Origin of the sequence: Paraburkholderia bannensis NBRC 103871, from assembly GCF_000685015.1 — a bacterium.
GTDB classification, from domain to species: Bacteria; Pseudomonadota; Gammaproteobacteria; order Burkholderiales; family Burkholderiaceae; genus Paraburkholderia; species Paraburkholderia bannensis.
Map to the genome: position 1 here is coordinate 470815 of NZ_BAYA01000005.1, position 18338 is coordinate 489152.

Annotated in this window: 16 protein-coding genes; 8 read left to right on the forward strand and 8 right to left on the reverse strand. The window is 64.6% G+C overall.

Going from position 1 to position 18338, the window contains the following annotated elements; genetic code table 11:
• Window positions 1-34 precede the first annotated feature (34 nt).
• Window positions 35-997 (reverse strand): cyclase family protein, encoded by a 963-nt coding sequence (locus tag BBA01S_RS10925; RefSeq protein WP_027816467.1) that lies wholly within the window; start codon window positions 995-997, stop codon window positions 35-37.
• Between the two features lie 307 nt (window positions 998-1304).
• On the opposite strand from BBA01S_RS10925, the gene BBA01S_RS10930 reads away from it, so the two are divergent.
• The 5 genes from BBA01S_RS10930 to BBA01S_RS10950 all read left to right on the forward strand — a co-directional run bounded on the left by BBA01S_RS10930 (window position 1305) and on the right by BBA01S_RS10950 (window position 9559).
• Complete coding sequence (locus tag BBA01S_RS10930; RefSeq protein ID WP_027816468.1) at window positions 1305-3008, forward strand: AMP-binding protein; 1704 nt, start codon at window positions 1305-1307, stop codon at window positions 3006-3008.
• A complete protein-coding gene (locus tag BBA01S_RS10935) occupies window positions 3005-6313 on the forward strand; it encodes a carboxyl transferase domain-containing protein (RefSeq protein WP_245641467.1) in 3309 nt (1102 codons plus the stop codon). The genes BBA01S_RS10930 and BBA01S_RS10935 overlap by 4 nt, the downstream gene beginning before the upstream one ends.
• 53 nt (window positions 6314-6366) lie before the next feature.
• Window positions 6367-7191, forward strand: a complete 825-nt coding sequence (locus BBA01S_RS10940) for a crotonase/enoyl-CoA hydratase family protein (protein ID WP_027816470.1) — start codon at window positions 6367-6369, stop codon at window positions 7189-7191.
• A gap of 7 nt (window positions 7192-7198) precedes the next feature.
• Window positions 7199-8077, forward strand: a complete 879-nt coding sequence (locus BBA01S_RS10945; protein WP_027816471.1) for a crotonase/enoyl-CoA hydratase family protein — start codon at window positions 7199-7201, stop codon at window positions 8075-8077.
• 231 nt (window positions 8078-8308) lie between these two features.
• Window positions 8309-9559, forward strand: coding sequence for a mechanosensitive ion channel family protein (locus BBA01S_RS10950; protein WP_027816472.1), 1251 nt, complete (start codon window positions 8309-8311; stop codon window positions 9557-9559).
• Window positions 9560-9588: 29 nt separating this feature from the next.
• Here the strand turns inward: BBA01S_RS10950 and BBA01S_RS40880 are convergent, their stop codons facing one another.
• From BBA01S_RS40880 to BBA01S_RS10970, 4 genes are all read right to left on the reverse strand, one after another.
• Window positions 9589-10857, reverse strand: a complete 1269-nt coding sequence (locus BBA01S_RS40880) for a DUF3734 domain-containing protein (protein ID WP_042296706.1) — start codon at window positions 10855-10857, stop codon at window positions 9589-9591.
• Window positions 10858-10867: 10 nt separating this feature from the next.
• Window positions 10868-11650 carry a 3-hydroxybutyrate dehydrogenase gene (locus BBA01S_RS10960; RefSeq protein ID WP_027816473.1) on the reverse strand — a complete coding sequence of 261 codons (783 nt, stop codon included), beginning with the start codon at window positions 11648-11650 and terminating at the stop codon, window positions 10868-10870.
• A 28-nt stretch (window positions 11651-11678) separates the two neighbouring features.
• Window positions 11679-12494 carry an acetoacetate decarboxylase gene (locus BBA01S_RS10965; protein WP_027816474.1) on the reverse strand — a complete coding sequence of 272 codons (816 nt, stop codon included), beginning with the start codon at window positions 12492-12494 and terminating at the stop codon, window positions 11679-11681.
• A 358-nt stretch (window positions 12495-12852) separates the two neighbouring features.
• Complete coding sequence (locus tag BBA01S_RS10970) at window positions 12853-13401, reverse strand: acyloxyacyl hydrolase (RefSeq protein ID WP_027816475.1); 549 nt, start codon at window positions 13399-13401, stop codon at window positions 12853-12855.
• A 39-nt stretch (window positions 13402-13440) separates the two neighbouring features.
• Here BBA01S_RS10970 and BBA01S_RS46775 point away from each other — a divergent pair, with 39 nt between their 5' ends.
• Window positions 13441-13704, forward strand: a complete 264-nt coding sequence (locus BBA01S_RS46775) for a hypothetical protein (RefSeq protein WP_156965914.1) — start codon at window positions 13441-13443, stop codon at window positions 13702-13704.
• A 172-nt stretch (window positions 13705-13876) separates the two neighbouring features.
• Here BBA01S_RS46775 and BBA01S_RS10975 read toward each other — a convergent pair whose 3' ends face one another.
• A complete protein-coding gene (locus BBA01S_RS10975) occupies window positions 13877-14356 on the reverse strand; it encodes a pyridoxamine 5'-phosphate oxidase family protein (RefSeq protein ID WP_042296709.1) in 480 nt (159 codons plus the stop codon).
• Between the two features lie 94 nt (window positions 14357-14450).
• Here BBA01S_RS10975 and BBA01S_RS10980 point away from each other — a divergent pair, with 94 nt between their 5' ends.
• On the forward strand, window positions 14451-14846 hold the full coding sequence (locus BBA01S_RS10980; RefSeq protein ID WP_027816477.1) for a YybH family protein: 396 nt from the start codon (window positions 14451-14453) through the stop codon (window positions 14844-14846).
• Between the two features lie 63 nt (window positions 14847-14909).
• On the opposite strand, the gene BBA01S_RS10985 is transcribed toward BBA01S_RS10980, so the two are convergent.
• Window positions 14910-16343 carry a nicotinate phosphoribosyltransferase gene (locus BBA01S_RS10985; RefSeq protein ID WP_027816478.1) on the reverse strand — a complete coding sequence of 478 codons (1434 nt, stop codon included), beginning with the start codon at window positions 16341-16343 and terminating at the stop codon, window positions 14910-14912.
• Window positions 16344-16430: 87 nt separating this feature from the next.
• On the reverse strand, window positions 16431-17468 hold the full coding sequence (locus BBA01S_RS10990) for a bifunctional nicotinamide-nucleotide adenylyltransferase/Nudix hydroxylase (protein ID WP_027816479.1): 1038 nt from the start codon (window positions 17466-17468) through the stop codon (window positions 16431-16433).
• A gap of 270 nt (window positions 17469-17738) precedes the next feature.
• Between BBA01S_RS10990 and BBA01S_RS10995 the strand changes: the two genes are divergently transcribed.
• A complete protein-coding gene (locus BBA01S_RS10995; protein ID WP_042296711.1) occupies window positions 17739-18203 on the forward strand; it encodes an SET domain-containing protein in 465 nt (154 codons plus the stop codon).
• The last annotated feature ends 135 nt before the right edge of the window (window positions 18204-18338 follow it).

An 18338-nucleotide genomic window follows, 5' to 3' on the forward strand; every position in this document is an offset into this window, starting at 1 on the left:
GCGCCGTATCGACATCAGGCAGGCGATGCTACGCCTACTTCACCACCACCGGATTGACCGGCGCGCCGCTGCCGCCCACCACCTTGAGCGGTGCAGCCGTGTAGAGGAACGACCATTGGCCGTCTTCGGCGCAATCGGCGGCGAGCGGATCGAGCTGCGCAATCTCCGTGAGCGTCACGCCCAGGTTGCGCATCAGCGCGTTATGCAGCGGCAGTGCCACGCCCGACACGGGATCGACGGTCACTTCGTTCGCGATGGTGTCGGTCACCAGGTTCGGAATCTCCATCTTGTGGAACCAGTCGACCAGTTCGCGGCTGTGCGTCAGTCCGGGTTCGACGAAATTCTCGTAGAACTTCGCCTGGTCGCGCTCGTAGAACGAGCCGATCCAGCCCGTGCGGATCACGAGGATGTCGCGCTTTTCGATGCTCACGCCCTGCGCTTTCGCCGCCGCGAGCAGGTCTTCGTGCGTGAAGGTTTCACCCGGATCGAGCACGTCCTTGCCGCGATGGCGCGCCATGTCGATCAGCACGCCGCGCCCCACTACGCCGCGTTCGGCGATAGGCAGCACGCTGGCCTTGTCGAGACCGCCAATGGTCGATTTCGCGTCGTAGCCGTTCCAGAGCTGGTCGTCGTACCAGACGTGACCCAGCGCGTCGTACTGCGTCGAGCCTTGCAGGTACATGATCATCATGTCGTCGGCGTATTCGGCAAGGCCCGGAAACAGCGGGCCTTTGCCGCACATGTAATGGCCCTTGTCCATCACGTTGATGCGGCGCGCCTGCGAACGTCCCGGCCAGACCGGGTCGCCCTTGGGGTGGCCCATCTGGATCTGCAGCGTAAAGGTCTTGCCCGAGCGCACCGATGCGACGCCGCGCAGCACCTCGGCCTGGGTCAGGTAGTTGAGCGAGCCGACTTCGTCGTCGCTGCCCCACTTGCCCCAGTTCTTCGGCGAATCTTCCAGCAGTTCGGCCACTTCGGGAACGTTCTTCGACTCCATGCGTTGTCTCCTTTCGTCTCACACGGGAATGGGCGAGTTATCGGGTGATGCAGAGGGAATACACGAACGCGGCTGACGTCCGCGGTATCGCAATAAATCGCACGAGCGTTCGCTAATGTCAACCGGGAAAAACCGCAGGCGCGTGAAGCGGCAATCGTGCACATCATGGATGGTCTGCTCCGAAGTCCCTGCTGTAGCGCGCATTGCCCGCAGAGCGGCGAATCACCGCGCGAGGCAATCCGCCGAATCCGCCGAATTCACCAATTCCGCCGACTGTGCCGACTGTGCCGCACCCGCGAGGCTTCCGATGAACGAACACGACTATCTGGCGCATCTGCACGAGCTCTGGGCGCGCGCATGGCCTGCGGGCACGCCGCGCGAGCCGCAGTATCCGCTGGGGCGGCGGCCCTTGAGCGCGTACCTGCGCGAATGGGCGCGCCGCGATCCGCAACGCCCCGCCCTGCACTTTTACGGCCGCACGCTGAGCTACGGCGAACTCGACACGCTCAGCGACCGCTGCGCCGCGCTGCTCGCTGAACTGGGGGTGAAGCCGGGCGAGCGCGTGGCCGTCTTCATGCCCAATTGCCCGCAAATGCACATCGCGTTCTATGGCATCCTCAAGCTCGGTGCGGTGCATGCGCCAGTGAGCCCCTTGTCGAGGGCGCTCGAACTCGGCTACCAGCTCAAGGACAGCGGCGCGCAGGTGGTGATTTGCGGCGATCAACTGCTGCCGGTCGTCGAAGCGGTGCGCGACGAATGCGGACTGCGTTCGGTAATCGCCACCAGCGTGGGCGAAATGCGCGGCGCGCAAGCCGGCGACGCGGCGCCGGTGCCGCTGCCGGACGTTGTGCGCGCATCGAAATGCGCGAGCGGCAACGCCATCGACCTGCTGGGCGCGCTGGACGAAGTCAGCCAGCCCGCGCCCGCCTGGGAGCCGCAACTCGACGACATCGCCGCGCTCAATTACACGGGCGGCACGACAGGCCTGCCGAAGGGTTGCATCCACACGCACGGCGACATGCTCTACACCTGCGCGAGCTTCATGCCGGTCGCGCTGCGCGCCGGGCGCGACGCCGTGTTCCTCAATTTCCTGCCGGAGTTCTGGATCGCGGGCGAAAACGCGGGCCTGCTCTTTCCCGTGTTCGCGGGCGCGGCGCTGGTGCTGCTCACACGCTGGGAGCCGCTCGCCTGGATGCGCGCCGTCCAGCATTACCGCGTGAGCCACTGCGGCATGCTGGTGGACAGCGTCGCCGAAGTGCTCGACCACCCGCGCGCGCATGACTTCGATTACACCTCGCTGCGCCAGGTGGGCGCGATCTCGTTCATCAAGAAGCTCACGCGCGACTATCGCCAGCGCTGGTGTGAACTCACGGGCTGCACGCTCTACGAGTTCAGCTACGGCATGACCGAGACGCATACCTGCGACACCTTCACGCTCGGCATGCAGGAGGAGGACGCCGATCTGCGCGCGCAACCCACTTTCGTGGGCCTGCCCGTACCGGGCACCGAGTTCAAGATCTGCGATTTCGCCAGTGGGGCGCTGCTGCCGCCGGGCAGCGAAGGCGAACTGTGCGTGCGTTCGCCCTCGCTGTTCAAGGGCTACTGGCAGCGCGAGCAAGCCAGCGCCGAAGCGCTGCGCGACGGCTGGCTCCACACGGGCGACCTCGCCACCTTCACCGATGAAGGCTTTATCCGCTATCTGGGCCGCCGCAAGGAGATGCTCAAGGTCAACGGCATGAGCGTGTTCCCGAGCGAACTGGAGGCGCTGCTTGGCCAGCATCCGGCGATTCTCGGCAGCGCCGTGATCGGGCGGCCCGATGCAACGCGCGGCCAGCAGCCGATTGCCTTCGTCGTGCTCAAGCCAGGCAGCGGCGCGAACGCGGGCGAACTCGCCGCGTGGTGCCGCGCGTCGATGGCCGTCTACAAGGTGCCGGAAATCCGCGTCATCGACGCATTGCCGATGACCGCGACCGGCAAGGTCAGGAAACAGGAACTGGACAAACTGCTGTGACGACATCTTTGAAGCCGCCGATCAAGGCGGTGCTGATCGCCAATCGCGGCGAAATCGCCATTCGCATCGCGCGCGCGCTCGCCGAAGCGGGACTGCGCAGCGTCGCCGTCTATACCGAGGACGACGCGCGCGCACTGCACGTGCGTCGCGCCGACGTTGCCGTGCCGCTCGCCGGACGTGGCGCGGCGGCGTATCTGGACATCGATGCGCTGATCGAGGCCGCGCGCGCCCACGGCTGCGACGCCGTGCATCCGGGCTACGGCTTCCTGAGCGAGCGCGCCGATTTTGCGCAGCGCTGCGAGGACGCGGGCCTGCGATTTATCGGCCCGTCGCCGGAAGTGCTCAGCATGTTCGGCGACAAGGCCCGTGCACGCGAACTCGCGGCGCGCTGCGGCGTGCCGCTCGCGGCAGGCACGAACCACGCGACCACGCTCGATGAAGCGCGCGCGTTTCTGGCCGCCCATGGCGCGATCATGGTCAAGGCGCTCGCGGGCGGTGGCGGGCGCGGCATGCGGACGGTGCGCGACAGCGCCAGCCTCGACGACGCCTTCGCACGCTGCGAATCGGAAGCGCGCGCGGCTTTTGGCGACGGCGCGCTCTATGTCGAGCGCCTGATCGAGCACGCTCGCCACGTCGAAGTGCAGATCGTCGGCGACGGTGCGCGGGTGAGCCATCTGTGGGAACGCGATTGCAGCCTGCAACGGCGGCACCAGAAAGTCATCGAAATCGCGCCCGCACCGGGCTTAAGCGCCACGCTGCGCCGCGCGATCATCGACGCCGCGCTCACGCTCGCGCGGGCGGTGAACTATTGCGGCATTGGCACGTTCGAGTTTCTCGTCGATACGGCGCGCGGCGATTTCGTCTTCATGGAAGCGAACCCGCGCGTGCAGGTCGAGCATTGCGTCACCGAGGCCGTCACCGGCGTCGATCTGGTGCGCGCGCAACTATCGCTCGCGCAGGGCGCGACGCTCGTCGATCTCAAGCTTGCCGATCCGCCGCCCGTACGCGGTTACGCCGTGCAGGCGCGCGTGAATCTGGAGGCGATGCAGGCCGATGGCAGCGCGCGTGCCGCAGGCGGCGTGCTAGGCGCCTACGAGCCGCCGAGCGGCGCAGGCCTGCGCGTGGATGGCTACGGGTATGCGGGTTACGCCACCAGCCCGAATTACGATTCGCTGATCGCCAAGCTGATCGCGCATGCCGACGATTTTCCGGGCGCGCTGCGCAGGGCCGCGCGCGGCCTGGGCGAGTTCCGGCTGGAAGGCGTCGCGAACAATATCGGCTTCTTGCAGGCGCTGTTGCGGCGCGCGGAATTGCCGGACTATGCGGTCGATACGCGTTTCATCGAGCGCCATATCGGCGAGTTGCTGTCGGCCTCAAGCGACGTGCAGCCGGAGCGTTTTTTCCGCGCTGATGCTGCAAGTGACGGCGTTTCCAGTGACGCGCTTTTAGCGCAACCGGAATCGCAAGCCGCGCCGCCAGGCTGCGTGCCGCTCGTCGCGCCGAGCCAGGGCGTGCTGGTGAGCCTCGACGTGCAGCCCGGCGACGCGGTCGCGGTCGGGCAGCAGATTGCCGTGCTCGAAGCGATGAAAATGGAGTTCGTCGTCGAGGCCGCGCAAAGCGGCATCGTCCGCGCGCTGGCCGTCGCGCCGAACGACACCGTGTTCGACGGCGCAGCGCTCGTGTATATCGAGCCCGCCGACATCGCCGCCGCACACGTGCACACCGAGGAAAGCCACGATCTCTCGCACATTCGCGCCGATCTCGCCGAAGTGCTGGAGCGTCACGCCCTCACGCGCGACGAGCGCCGCCCGCACGCCGTCGCGAAGCGCCGCAAAACGGGCCAGCGCACGGCGCGCGAAAACCTCGACGATCTGCTCGACGCGGACAGCTTCGTCGAATACGGTGCGCTCGCGCTGGCCGCGCAACGTGGCCGCCGCGCGCTGGACGACCTCATTGCACAAAGTCCCGCCGATGGCCTGATCGCGGGCATCGGCACGGTGAACGCCGCGCGCGTGGGCAGCGAGGCCGCGCGCTGCATGGCCATCGCCTACGACTACACCGTGTTCGCGGGCACGCAGGGCATGATGAGCCACAAGAAGACCGACCGCATGCTGCAACTGGCCGAGCAATGGCGTCTGCCGCTCGTCCTGTTCGCGGAAGGCGGCGGCGGGCGGCCGGGCGACACGGATCACGTGGGCGTCGCGGGTCTCGACTGCCGCACGTTTGCGAGCATGGCGCGGCTCTCGGGCCAGGTGCCGCTCGTGGGCGTGGTGTCGGGCCGCTGCTTCGCGGGCAATGCGGCGCTGCTCGGCTGCTGCGATGTCATCATCGCCACGCGCAACGCGAGCATCGGCATGGCGGGGCCCGCGATGATCGAAGGCGGCGGCCTGGGCAAGTTCACGCCCGAGGAAGTCGGCCCGGCGAGCGTGCAGTCGCCCAATGGCGTGATCGACGTGCTGGTGGACGACGAAGCCGCCGCCGTGCAGGCCGCAAAGCAATATCTCTCCTATTTTCAGGGGCCGGTGGCCGACTGGACTTGCGCCGATCAACGCCTGCTGCGCGCCGCGATTCCCGAGAACCGCCTGCGTGTCTACGACATTCGCAGCGTGATCGAGATGCTGGCCGACCAGGGCTCCGTGCTCGAATTGCGCCGTGCGTTCGCGCCAGGCCTCATCACGGCGCTGGTGCGCATCGAAGGCAAACCGTTCGGATTGCTTGCGAATAATCCGATGCATCTGGGTGGCGCAATCGACGCGCAAGCAGGCGACAAGGCCGCGCGCTTCATGCAGCTTTGCGATGCTTTCGGCCTGCCGCTGCTCTCGCTGTGCGACACGCCGGGCTTCATGGTCGGCCCGCAGGCGGAGAAACAGGCCACCGTGCGGCACGTCTCGCGCATGTTCGTCGCGGGCGCGAGCCTGCGCGTGCCCTTCTTCACCGTGGTGCTGCGCAAGGGCTACGGCCTGGGCGCGCAGGCGATGGCGGCGGGCAGCTTTCACGCGCCGCTCTTCACGATCGCCTGGCCAAGCGGCGAATTCGGCGCGATGGGGCTGGAAGGCGCGGTGCGGCTGGGCTACGCGAAGGAACTCGCGGCCATCGACGACCCCGCGCAACGCGAGGCGCAATTCGAGCGCATGGTCGCCGACGCCTACCGCAACGGCAAAGCCATCAACATGGCGAGCTTCCTCGAAATCGACGGCGTGATCGACCCGGCGGAAACGCGCCGCTGGCTCATGCGCGGACTCAACGCGAGCCACGGTTTTGCGGATCGCGAGCGCTCCGGCAGGCGCTTCGTCGATACGTGGTGAACACGCAGACAACACACGAAACAAACGACACAAACGACACAACAGGAGTTGGCATGACCCAGGATACGACCTCACTCGTCGAGATCGACATCACAGACGGCGTCGCCGATGTGCGCCTCAATCGCGCGCACAAGATGAACGCGCTCAGCCCCGCGATGTTCGACGCGATCCTTGCAGCAGGCGAGCGCCTCGCGCGCGCAGCCGATCTGCGCGCCGTCGTGCTCTCCGGCAACGGCAACGCATTCTGCGCGGGCCTCGATCTGGAGAGCATGGCCGCGCTCGACGAGGTGGGCCGCAAGACGCCGATTGCCGTGCGCACGCACGGCCTGTCGAACTACGCGCAGCACATCTGCATGCTCTGGCGCGAACTGCCGGTGCCCGTGGTCGCCGCGCTGCATGGCGTGGCGTTCGGCGGTGGCCTGCAACTCGCACTGGGCGCCGACCTGCGTTTCGTCGCGCCCGATACGCGGCTTTCGGTGATGGAAATGAAGTGGGGCCTCGTGCCCGACATGGGCGGCATGGTGCTCACGCGCGGCCTCGTGCGCGATGACCGGCTGCGCGAATTGATCTATTCGGCGCGCGTGGTGAGCGCGAGCGAAGCGCTCGAACTGGGTCTCGCGACACGTGTTTGCGACGATCCGCACGCGCAGGCGCTGGCCACGGCGCGCGAGATTGCGCAGCGCAGCCCCGATGCGATCCGCGCCGCCAAGCGCCTGCTGCACGTCGCCGCGCAAGGCGATGCGGCCGCGACGCTGCTGGCCGAATCGATCGAGCAAGCCGCATTGATCGGCGGCGCGAACCAGCGCGAAGCCGTGGCCGCGAACCTGCAGAAACGCGCGCCGGTTTTTTCCCCGGCATCCGAACCGCCCCAATACTGAGGACATCATGACCGACACTACCCGGCCCTCGTTCGAGACGCTGCGCTACGCCGTCGAGGACGGCATCGCCACTATCACGCTGCATCGCCCCGAGAAACTCAACGCCTTCACGGCGACGATGATGCAGGAGCTGATCGCCGCCTTCGACGCCACCGACGCCGACGATGCCGTGCGCTGCGTGATCGTCACCGGTTCGGGACGCGCGTTCTGTGCAGGCGCGGATCTGTCCTCGGGCGGCGAGACCTTCGATTACGCGAAGCGCCTGGGCACGAGCGTGGAGACCGTGCATCGCGACGGCGGCGGACGCGTGGCGCTGCGCATCTTCCGCAGCCTCAAGCCCGTGATTGCCGCGGTCAACGGGCCGGCGGTCGGCATCGGCATGACGATGCAGTTGCCGATGGACATCCGCCTTGCGTCGAGCGACGCGAAGTTCGGCTTCGTGTTCGGGCGGCGCGGCATTACGCCGGAAGCGGCATCGTCGTGGTTCCTGTCGCGCGTGGTGGGCATTTCGTCGGCGCTCGAATGGTGCTACACGGGCCGCGTCTTTACCGCCGACGAAGCGCTCGAACGCGGCCTCGTGCGCTCCGTGCACGCGCCGAACGACCTGCTGCCCGCCGCATGGGCGCTCGCGCGCGAGATCGCCGACAACACCGCGCCGGTCTCGGCAGCGATCTCGCGCCAGATGATCTGGCGCATGGCGGGCGCGAGTCATCCGATGGAAGCGCACCGGCTCGACAGCCGCGCGATCCAGTCGCGCGGACGCTCGGCGGACGCCGCCGAAGGCGTCAGCGCATTTCTGGAAAAGCGCCCTGCCGCGTTTCCAAATCGCGTTTCCACCGACATGCCGGACTTTTTCGACTGGCAGAGCGAGCCGCCTTTCGTTTAAAGCGCGGCGACACTCGGCAACACTCGGCAACACTCGGCGACACGCAGCGACATTCCGAAGCACATGCGCGCGGAACCCAGACTCGCGCGCGCTGTCCCTTTCAAGTACCCTACGATTTCCGGCGCGACGCTTTATCCGCGCCGGTTTCGTTTTAGTACGCTTCAAATGCTGCTTTAAACCCCGTTTCAAATCGCTTCAAATGGCTTCGAGAAAAGGAATCCGCAACACCCCATGAATGTGAATCAAGTCTGGTTTGAGCCGCTGGTTGGCTCGCTCGTTTTGCTGGGCGCCGCGGGCGTCTTTAGCGCCGCCGTCCACTTCCTGCTGTTTCGCGTCGTCGCGCGCCTCGCACAGCGCTCCACGACCCGCATCGACGACGCACTGTTCGAGTTCGGCGCGTTTAAATGGCTTAGCCGCGTCACGCCCTTCGTGGTGATCCGTCTGGGTATCGGCATGGTGCCGGGCGTACCCGATGCGATCGCACAGACCGTCGACAAGGTCAGCTTCGCGCTGATCGTCATGCTCGTGACCATGACGATCAGCGCCACATTGTCTGCGTTCGAGCATGCGCACCGCACCACGCGCCAGGATCAGCCGCGCCTTTCGCTCAAGGGCGCGATGCAACTGGTCAAGCTCGTCATGTTCATCACCGCAGCGCTGGTGGTGATCGGCGACGCCACGGGCAAGCAGATCGGCCTGCTGCTGTCGGGCATTGGCGCAATGTCGGCGGTGCTGATGCTGATTTTCAAGGACACGATCCTCGGTCTCGTGGCGGGCGTGCAGCTATCGTCGAACGACATGCTGCGCATCGGCGACTGGATCACGATGCCCAGCGCGGGCGCGGACGGCACCGTCATCGACATCACGCTCAATACCGTGAAGGTCGCGAATTTCGATCACACCATCATCACGATACCCACCTGGAAGCTCATCACGGAGAGCTACCAGAACTGGCGCGGCATGACGGAAGCGGGCGGGCGGCGCATCAAGCGCGCGCTCTTTATCGATGCGACCAGCGTGCGCTTTCTGGAAGCGCAGGAGCTCGCGAGGCTTGAGCGCTTCACGCTGTTGCAGGACTATCTGGCGCACAAGCGCGATGCGCTCACGCAATTCAACGGCGCGTTGGGCAGCGCTGGCGAATGCACGGCGAACCGTCGCCAGCTCACGAACCTGGGCACGTTCCGCGCGTACGTGGAGCAATACCTGCAACGCCACCCGCGCATCCATCGCGAGATGACCTGCATGGTGCGCCAGTTGCCGAGCAGCGCCGAAGGCGTGCCGCTTGAGCTCTATTGCTTCACCAACACCACCACGTGGGTCGAATACGAAGCGATCCAGTCAGACCTGTTCGATCATCTGATCGCCGTGCTGCCCGAGTTCGGTTTGCGCGTCTATCAGCATCCGTCGGGCTACGACATGCAGCAGGGCTTGCTGCGCGCTCAAGAAAAACGCGGCGAACGCGAAAACGCGCTCGCCGCGTGAGGTAACGGCCTGGCGTGGACGGGCGCCGCCTACGCAGGCAGCTTCACGTCCACCGGCTCGTGCGCCGTCGGCAGGTCGTTGCGGTCGGACTCCGGCACTTCGCCCGCGCGACGGTGGATGTCGTGCGTCACGAAGCCCTGCTCGCGGCTCGGCACCGCGAACCAGTCGGGATGCGTGAACGACGCGCGAATGTCCTCCAGTCCGCTCGACCAGTGCTCCTCCATCGTATCGATGCTGAACTCGTAGTCCTTGTAGTGGCCTTCATACGGTTTGTTCTTGTAGATCAGATGCACCACGTTGATCGAAGAGCCGTCGGCCACGGTTTCGGCCAGGCGGAACAGCGGGTCGCTACGGCGTGCTTCGGCGGGCACGTGCTCCAGCAGCTCCTTGATGAAGCGAGCGTGCTTCTGGCGGTCGGCGAGCATGTTGGTGATGGCGCGCGTGCGGCTCGAATACTGGATGTCCTTGGCGCGCTCGGCGACGTCCATGAAGTCGGCGGGCACATTGCCGTTGGCGCTCCATAGATCGACCTGGAAAACCAGCGTGTCCTTGTGGTCGGCATCGCGCAGCACCTCCGTGAGCGGCGTGTTCGAAACGAGGCCGCCGTCCCAGTAGTATTCGCCTTCGATCTCGACAGCCGGGAAGCCCGGCGGCAACGCGCCCGAAGCCATGAAGTGCTCGGGTTCCAGGCGCATTTTCGTGTTGTCGAAGTACACCAGGTTGCCGCTGCGCACGTTCACCGCGCCCACGGACACGCGCGTCGGGCCGTCGTTGATGCGGTCGAAATCGGCGAAACGTTGCAGCGTCGCCTTGAGCGCAGCGGTGTCGTAGTAGCTCACCGCGCTGGGCTGCGCCTTCTGCCAGCCCGCAACGGGCAGCGGGCGGCGCGGCGCGAAGAAGCCCGGCTGGCCTTCGGTGAGCGCGCGGCCCGCGGCCCACATGCTGGCCCAGCGGCGCGCGAGGTCGTTGTGGCCGAACAGCGGCAGCGCGAGCGCGCCGAGATTGCCGAACCAGTCCAGCGGGTGGCAGATCGATTCCCAGAATCCACGCAACGCGGCGACACGCTGATCGGGCGCATTACCCGCGATGATCGCCGTATTGAGCGCGCCGATCGACACGCCCGCGATCCAGTGCGGCTCGACGCCGGCCTGGGCGAGCCCTTCGAACACGCCAGCCTGATAGGAGCCGAGCGCGCCGCCACCTTGCAGGACGAGTGCGATTTCGTCGTAGCGCGGCAGCTCAAACGGCTTGCGCGGGTGTTTGCGCTCTTGATGGGCGGTTGTATTGCTGCTGCGCATGGACGCCTCCTTAGTGCATCGACCAGCCGTGCGTGACGAGCACCGATTGCCCCGTCAGCGCGTTGGACTCGAAGCCCGAGAGGAAGGCCACCGTGTTGGCGACGTCCGCGAGCGTCGTGAATTCGCCGTCCACGGTTTCGCGCAGCATCACGTTCTTGATGACGTCCGCTTCCGAAATGCCCAGCGCCTTGGCTTGCTCCGGAATCTGCTTGTCGACCAGCGGCGTACGCACGAAACCGGGGCATACGACGTTGGCGCGCACGCCGCGCGGGCCGCCTTCCTTCGCCACCACGCGCGCAAGACCCAGCAGGCCATGCTTCGCCGTCACGTACGCGGCCTTGAGCTTCGAGGCTTCATGCGAATGCACCGAGCCCATATACACGATCGAGCCACCCTTGCCGCTGCCGTACATGTGCTTGAGCACGGCCTTGGTGGTGAGGAACGCGCCGTCCAGATGGATCGCGAGCATCTTCTTCCAGTCGCTGAAGGCGAATTCATCGACCGGGGCGATGATCTGGATGCCCGCATTCGAGACCAGCACGTCGATGCCGCCGAATACGTTGGCCGCTTCTTCGATGCCCGCGTTCACAGCTTCTTCGTTGGTGACGTCCATCGCCACGGCAAGCGCCTTGCCGCCCGCCGCGTTGATGCTGTCGGCAACCTTGCCCGCCGCGGCGAGGTTCAGGTCGGCGATCACGACCGCCGCGCCCTGCTGCGCGAAGGTACGCGCGCAATGTTCGCCAATCCCGCTTGCTGCGCCGGTAATAACGGCCACCTTGTCCTTCAACGACATAAGTAATCCTTACTGTATTGGTTAAAAATCAGGCGAGCGCGGGTTCTGCGTCGCTCTGGCGCGCCGACGTCGCGGCGCTGGCGTTGTCATCGGTGCTTTGCGCCAGGTAGTCGAATGCGACTTCGCCGATGTCCAGCGTGAGATTCGCAATCACATGACGTGCACCCACGACACGACGCACGGGCAGGTCAGCGACCGGCGCAAGCGCGTGGGGATGCAGTTCGATTGCCGCCGGGCCGCTCCATGCGCCCAGCACCGTGACGTCGCGCAGATAGAAGCGCACGAGCTCGCAGATGCGCGCCGTGCCGTCCACATGCGGGATCACCTTGAGCAGATAGTTGGGCGTGTCGGCAAGCTTGCGGCGCTCGTCTTCGTTATTGAGCACGTGATGCTTGTAGCCCATCGTGCCCGTCGCGATCCGCTGCGTGCCGTAGTCGAGCGTGCCAAGCAGCGTGTCGTTGCCGTCCACGCCCAGCACCGGACGTGCGAGCTTCTTCGGGAAGCCCCAGATCTCGCGGCCGCCTGCGATCGGGCCTTCGTCGTCGAGATACATCGAATGCGTGTAGTTCGCCAGACGCCCCTGCGGATCGCGCACCGAGACAACCTGGCCGCTTTCGGTGTAGTCGCCGAAACCCGACGAATCCGGCATACGGATGAATTCGTAATGCACGAGATTGTTTTCGGGCTTGAGCGGCTCCGGCACGATGGCGCGCAGCGCATCGGGATCGGTCTCGTAGGTGATGATGAAGTATTCGCGATTGACGAAGCGAAACGGCGGGCGCGGATACGCGGGATTGTGTACCGGCATTGCAAACGCCTCGCGGCGGATTTGTGCTAGATCCATGCTGTCCTCATGTCTGAGCTGCGGTAAAACGTCGCGACTAATCATAGAGGCGAATGGATCGTTCGGTGGCATTCGATCACAACAAACACCGTTGCGATTCCGGCAATTAAGAAGGGATTTGAAAGGAAATACCCGTATATTCGTCACGCCCTCATCATGGGCTTATGGCGTCTTTAGTTTATTTGTTTCGTTTTCGTACCCTGTGCGTTGCAGGAATCGTTTAAACGATTAATCTTTCTGTAATGGGGTACGAATAGGATGCGCGCATAACTCGTTGCGCAAGCAACGATATGGCGAAGAAAATAGAAAACGCGCGCCGCGTATGAATGCAGGCGCGCGCAGGTGATGCGGCCAGGCCCTAGAAGTTGTACTGCACGTAGATCTGGCTGAAATTGATACCGGGATTCGGATGCTTGAGTCCGGCATTCGACAGGTGCTGGAAGCGAAAGCCTGCCTGGTAGTTCTGGTGCTCGCCGAACTGCGCGCCTACACCGACCATGTCCGCGAACTGGAACGACGAAGAGAAGCTCCGGTCAGGCGTTTCATCCACATGCGAGAGCAGTCGCACGCCCACGCCCGCTTCGATGAATGGCCGGATATAGCCCGAGTTCTTGATGAAACGGAACACCGGCGTGAAGCCGAACTCCCAGATGTTCGCGTTAGCGGACGGTTTTTCGCGGATGTCCCAGTAGGCTATGTGGCCTTCGCCCACCACCGTGAAGTGGTAGCCGCCGATGTTCCACCACTGCCAGCCCGGATCCCAGACGACACCCAGATCGGCTTTCTTCACGTCATGGTCGGCGACGCCGCCGGCAAATTGAACGCCCCATTGATCCGCGCGCGCGGCGGTCGAACCGAGGCACACCCCTGCAATGAGAACGGCGAGAGGCAATCTTCTTTTTCGCATTTCCTCACTCTTTCGTTTTTCTGATTCTGGCGCGCGTGAATGTTTGAATCTTTAAAGCGCCGAATCGCACGCCCGGCGGATTATAAATTCATTGAAATATTTGTTTACACACTGACAGCGCAATGCTTTATTTACGAAATAGGGAAAATTGAAACGCGCAAAGATGCACAACGATCTATTGCGTCAATTACCAGGAATATAGAATCAGGCAAAAAAAAGACCTCCGCCTTTGCGCAAGCGGAGGTCGAAGTCGGTTTGGAGACCAGCGTTGTTCATCGCCTGAACAACGCCGGCAAATCATAATGACCCGGCGCTTTACGATAAATGCAAAGGTACGCACTAGTGCATTGCGGGCATCGCAGTAATGTGATGTTTTCAACGCGCCAGATGCGCAGCGGCGCGAGGCGGGTAAGGCGCTGAAGGTAACGTTATTTGTGCATCCTGCACGGCTGCATAGCACCGGATTTGCAACGGGCTAGACGTGCGTGCGCAGCATCCCGATCTGCTCGCGCCAGCGTGCGATGACACTATCGCGCTCAAACAGGCGGAACGTCACGCCGCTCAGCACCTCGGCATATTTCGCGCGATGGACGTCCACCTTGTCGATCTGCAGGCGGAATACGCTCAGGGCCAGCGCGGTCTGCTGTTCGGCGACGAGACTCGCGCGCGCACGGATCTCCAGCAGTGCGCCATCGTGGACAAGGGAAAGCGTGAGACGTCCGTCGCGGCGCATGTTCTGCGCCGTATTCGAGTTGGGCCACATCGCCACGAGCAGCGTGTGGGCGTCGAGCGCGAGCACTTCGCCGACGCTCAGTTGCGCGCCATGCGGCCAGCCGTCCGCGCCAACGGTCGAAACCCGGATCGCTTCGTCCGCATGTTCGTCGAGATGATCGCCGTCCAGCGCGGCGAGCAATGCCCGCGGCAACGCGCGGGCATCGGCTTGAGGGTCTTGCATCGGCTTCTCCTGATCGTGTAACGCGCGGTGAATCTACCGCATTGTGCGCGCAGGCAGGGTAATCTGGTGGCCTGGCATGCACAGGAGACGCACCATGACCGATGACGAAATCCGCATCCGCGACGTAATCGCGCAATGGCACGCCGCCACCAACTCAGGCGATGTAGACGCGCTGCCTGCACTCATGACGCAGGATGTGCTCTTCCTCGTGGCGGGGCAGCCGCCAATGCGTGGCCGCGACGCGTTCGTGCACGCGCTCAAGGCCGTGTTGACCACGCATCGGATCGAATCGACGGGCGTGGTCGAGGAACTGGAAGTGTCGGGCGACCTCGCATGGTGCCGCAGCGAGCTGGATGTGCGCGTCGTCGGGCGCGAAGGCGGCTCGGCCATGCGGCGCGGCGGCAGCGCGCTTTCCGTCTTCCGGCGCAGCGGCGAAGGCTGGCAACTCGCGAGAGACGCCAATCTGCTGACCTTGCAGTACGACGCCTAGCGCTTCGCGCCTGCGCCTGCACCTGGAGCCAGGCTCCGGGCGCAGGCTTCACCTCGTCGATGCTTAGGCTTCGTCGGCGTGCGCACGCTCGCGGATCGCATCGAGCGTCACGTCCACGCACAGGCGGCCGTTTTCATAGACGGTTTCGAGCGCGTCTTCCCAGTCGCGTTCGAGCATGCGGTCTTCCCATGCGAGCGGCAGCGTGGCGGTGCGATAGTCGCCGGTGCGGCGGTTGCGCAGCAGCGTGAGCCGCCCCATCTTCGATCGCTTGCCGCTGTCGGTGACCGGATCCTTGCGCACGCCCGTCCACGTGTCGCCCAGGCGGATCGCCGAACACTTCATCGCGAAGCGCTGCGTATCGCGGTCTACGCGCTGCAGCAGCGCGCCGCCCATGCCGAAGGTGACGTTGTCGGCGGCATAGCCCGCATCGTCGAGCGCGGCAAGGATCGCTTCGATCGAGGCCTCGTCCACGCCGTCGCCCTGGATCACGCGCACGGTATTCAACACGCGGCGGCCACGGCTATTGAGCGTCGAGCCGAACGACGCATCGAGCGCGCGTACCGTCTTCATCACGATATCGACGGGCTCGCCCGAGTCGGGCCGGATCACGAGCGTCGCGCCCGAGTCGAGCACTGCCTGCTTCAGCTCGCCGCCCCACATGTCGAGCGCCGCGAACAGGTCGTACGAATCGGACACCACCGACACGATCGCGCCCGGCTTGCCGAACTGCGCGAGCATGTTGCGATAGGCGTCGGCTTCGCGCTCGCGGCCCCATGACGTGATCGTGCTGTGCTCGGCAGCGGGCACCGAATACGCCGCCATTTCCGCGTGATAAAAGCGGTTTGCGGCGATCACGCCCAGCACGGTATCGGAGCCCATGAAGCTCACCAGGTGCGCCGCGCCGCCGATTGCGGCGCTTTCCGCGCTGGATACGCCGCGTGCGCCGAAGTCGTGGAGCTTGAACGGCAATTGCGAGAGATCGTCGCTGGTCGTGCGCAGGTAGCGCCCGATCGTCTTGCGCAGGTGCCAGCTTTGCGTCGCCACGGTGATTGGATACCAGAGGCGCAGCAGCATTGATTCGACGTACGAAGCAATCCAGAACACCCGGGGATCGTCGCATTCGACGGTCATGAGCACGTTGTGCGTCGGCACGACCGAGCCTTCGGGTACGGCACGGATGCGCAGCGGCAGGTAGCCGTCATATTGCTCGACGATATAGCGCCAGTCCGTCTCGTTGAACGGCTCGCCGTGCGCGGCGAAGAAACACTTCGCTTCGTCGATCATCTGCGCCGTGACGGGCCGGCACAGATATTCCTTCGCGAGCATCTGGAGGCCGAAAAACACGGTGCGATCGTAGCGTCCGCCGCGCGATTCGATGTACGAAAACATGCCCGTCGCTTCAGGCGGATACTGCACGAAGTGCGACGCCTTGTAGGAGTCCGTATTAATAACCGGATTGGAGAGAAGGGAGGCGAACGAGTCGAATTGGGCTTGCATGGCTAGAGCTCCTCTATGCCGTTGAGAGCCCGCCGGGTCTGTCCCAGCGGGGAAAAAACAGTTACGTGAGCGCGACTGGACGCGCGCTCAGAGCTTCCCGAGGAAGTGATAGGCGATGTCGAAGTGATCCTCGAACATCACGTCGCGCATGCGCGCGAACGTGTTGAGCGGCACCCAGCGCGCCTTGTCGGCATCGTCGCCGCCCTTCACGCGCGGCAACTCGCCCACCGGGAAGTGGAACAGGAACGCGTGCGTGATGGTGCGCCCGCGCAGCGAGCGTTGGGGATGGTCGAAGACCTGGCGATCCTTGATCGAGCCGCGCAGTACGGGCTCAGGCAGCTTGAGACCGGTTTCTTCGCGCAGTTCGCGAATGCAGGCGGTTTCGAGCCGCTCGTCCTGGTTGACGAAGCCGCCCGGCAACGCCCACAGGCCGCGGCCCGGCTCGCTGCGGCGACGCACGAGCAGGATATGGCCGGAGTGCACCACGAGCGCATCGACGGTGACGAAGGTCACGGGATACGGCGCTGCGGCCCAGGCCTTTTGATAGCCCGCGATGAATTCGGCTTCCGACTTCAGCTGCGCGAATTCGGGCCGCGTACGAAAGCCTTCGAGCCAGTCATGCACGGGCGCCGGTACGGCCCACGAGACGAAGCTGTTGTTGCGCTCCGCAAACAACTGCTCGCGAATCTCGGTGGCCGAAATATCCTCGGTCGCCTCCGTTTCCACGAACTCCCACTGCGGAAACATGCGCAGATAGTAGGAGCTGGCGTCCTTCTCATGGCCGATCAAACCGATGCGGCGGCCCGTCGTGTCGCCCAGTTCGGACGCCACGGCGTCCTGGATCCAGCGCAGCCAGTCGCCGTCGTTGTACGTCGAATCCTGCACCGGCGCGATGACGATGCGCTTGCGCTCGTCTTCATCGAGCAGCGCGAGAATCATCTGGCGGCGTTCTTCGTACGAGAACGGATCCTTGATGGTGCGGGGGCGGTCAGTCGAGCCGATCAGGATGCACACGCGTGTCGCCTGGCTGAGCGCGCGGCGCAGCACATCGAGGTGACCAAGATGCGGCGGCTGGAAACGGCCAATGAAAATCAGTGCGTCGAAATGCTGGGTATTCTTGCTCATGAGGCTCCCTCAAGAGATTGGCGGTCGTGGGTCTGTCCCTTGACCGTGCGTGCATCGTAACGCTGTCAGAGCGATCGCGTCAAACAGTTTTGCCGCGCAGGGGCACGCAGGAATATCTCGAAGCCGGTCACGACGCCGCATCGGCATATTCGAAACGTCATATTCGCGACTATTTTCTCGACTTATACTCGGCGCGAACGTGAGGCGCGGCAAGGGCTGCGCCGTATCGACTCCACTCCCGTCGCCGTCTTCGTTCCAGGTGCTGCGATCATGAAGCGTGTGTCCGTCCGGCAATCGCCGGTGCATGGCAAAGGCGTGTTCGCGCTCTGTGCGCTACAGGCAGGAGAGCGCATCTTCGAATACAAAGGCATGGTCACCACATGGCGCGAGGCGGCGCGCTGGAACGAGCGGCGCGAAGTCTCGGGGCATACGTTCCTGTTCGGGCTTTCGGACGGTCGCGTGATCGACGGAGGACGCGGCGGCAATGGCGCACGCTGGCTCAATCACGCATGCACGGCGAACTGCGAGGCCGTCGAGGGCGACGGACGCGTGTTTATCGAAACGACCCGCGACATTGCGGCCGGCGAGGAACTGTTCATCGATTACGCACTGGAGATCGACGAGCAGGTGGACAGCGAAGCGCAGCGCGAATACGCCTGCCGCTGCGGCACGCAGCGCTGCCGCGGCACGATGCTGGGTGCTGGCGCAACGGAAACGCTGGTCGTTGCCGCGTGAACTCATCAGGATTGCCAGGTAATTCGCGGGCTTGTTGCGGCGGGTTGGTGCACACGCGCAGCAGGTAGAGATCGGGATGATTCAGCGTAAAAGTTATCCACAGAAATCGGGGATAACTATGTTGGCAACCTCAGG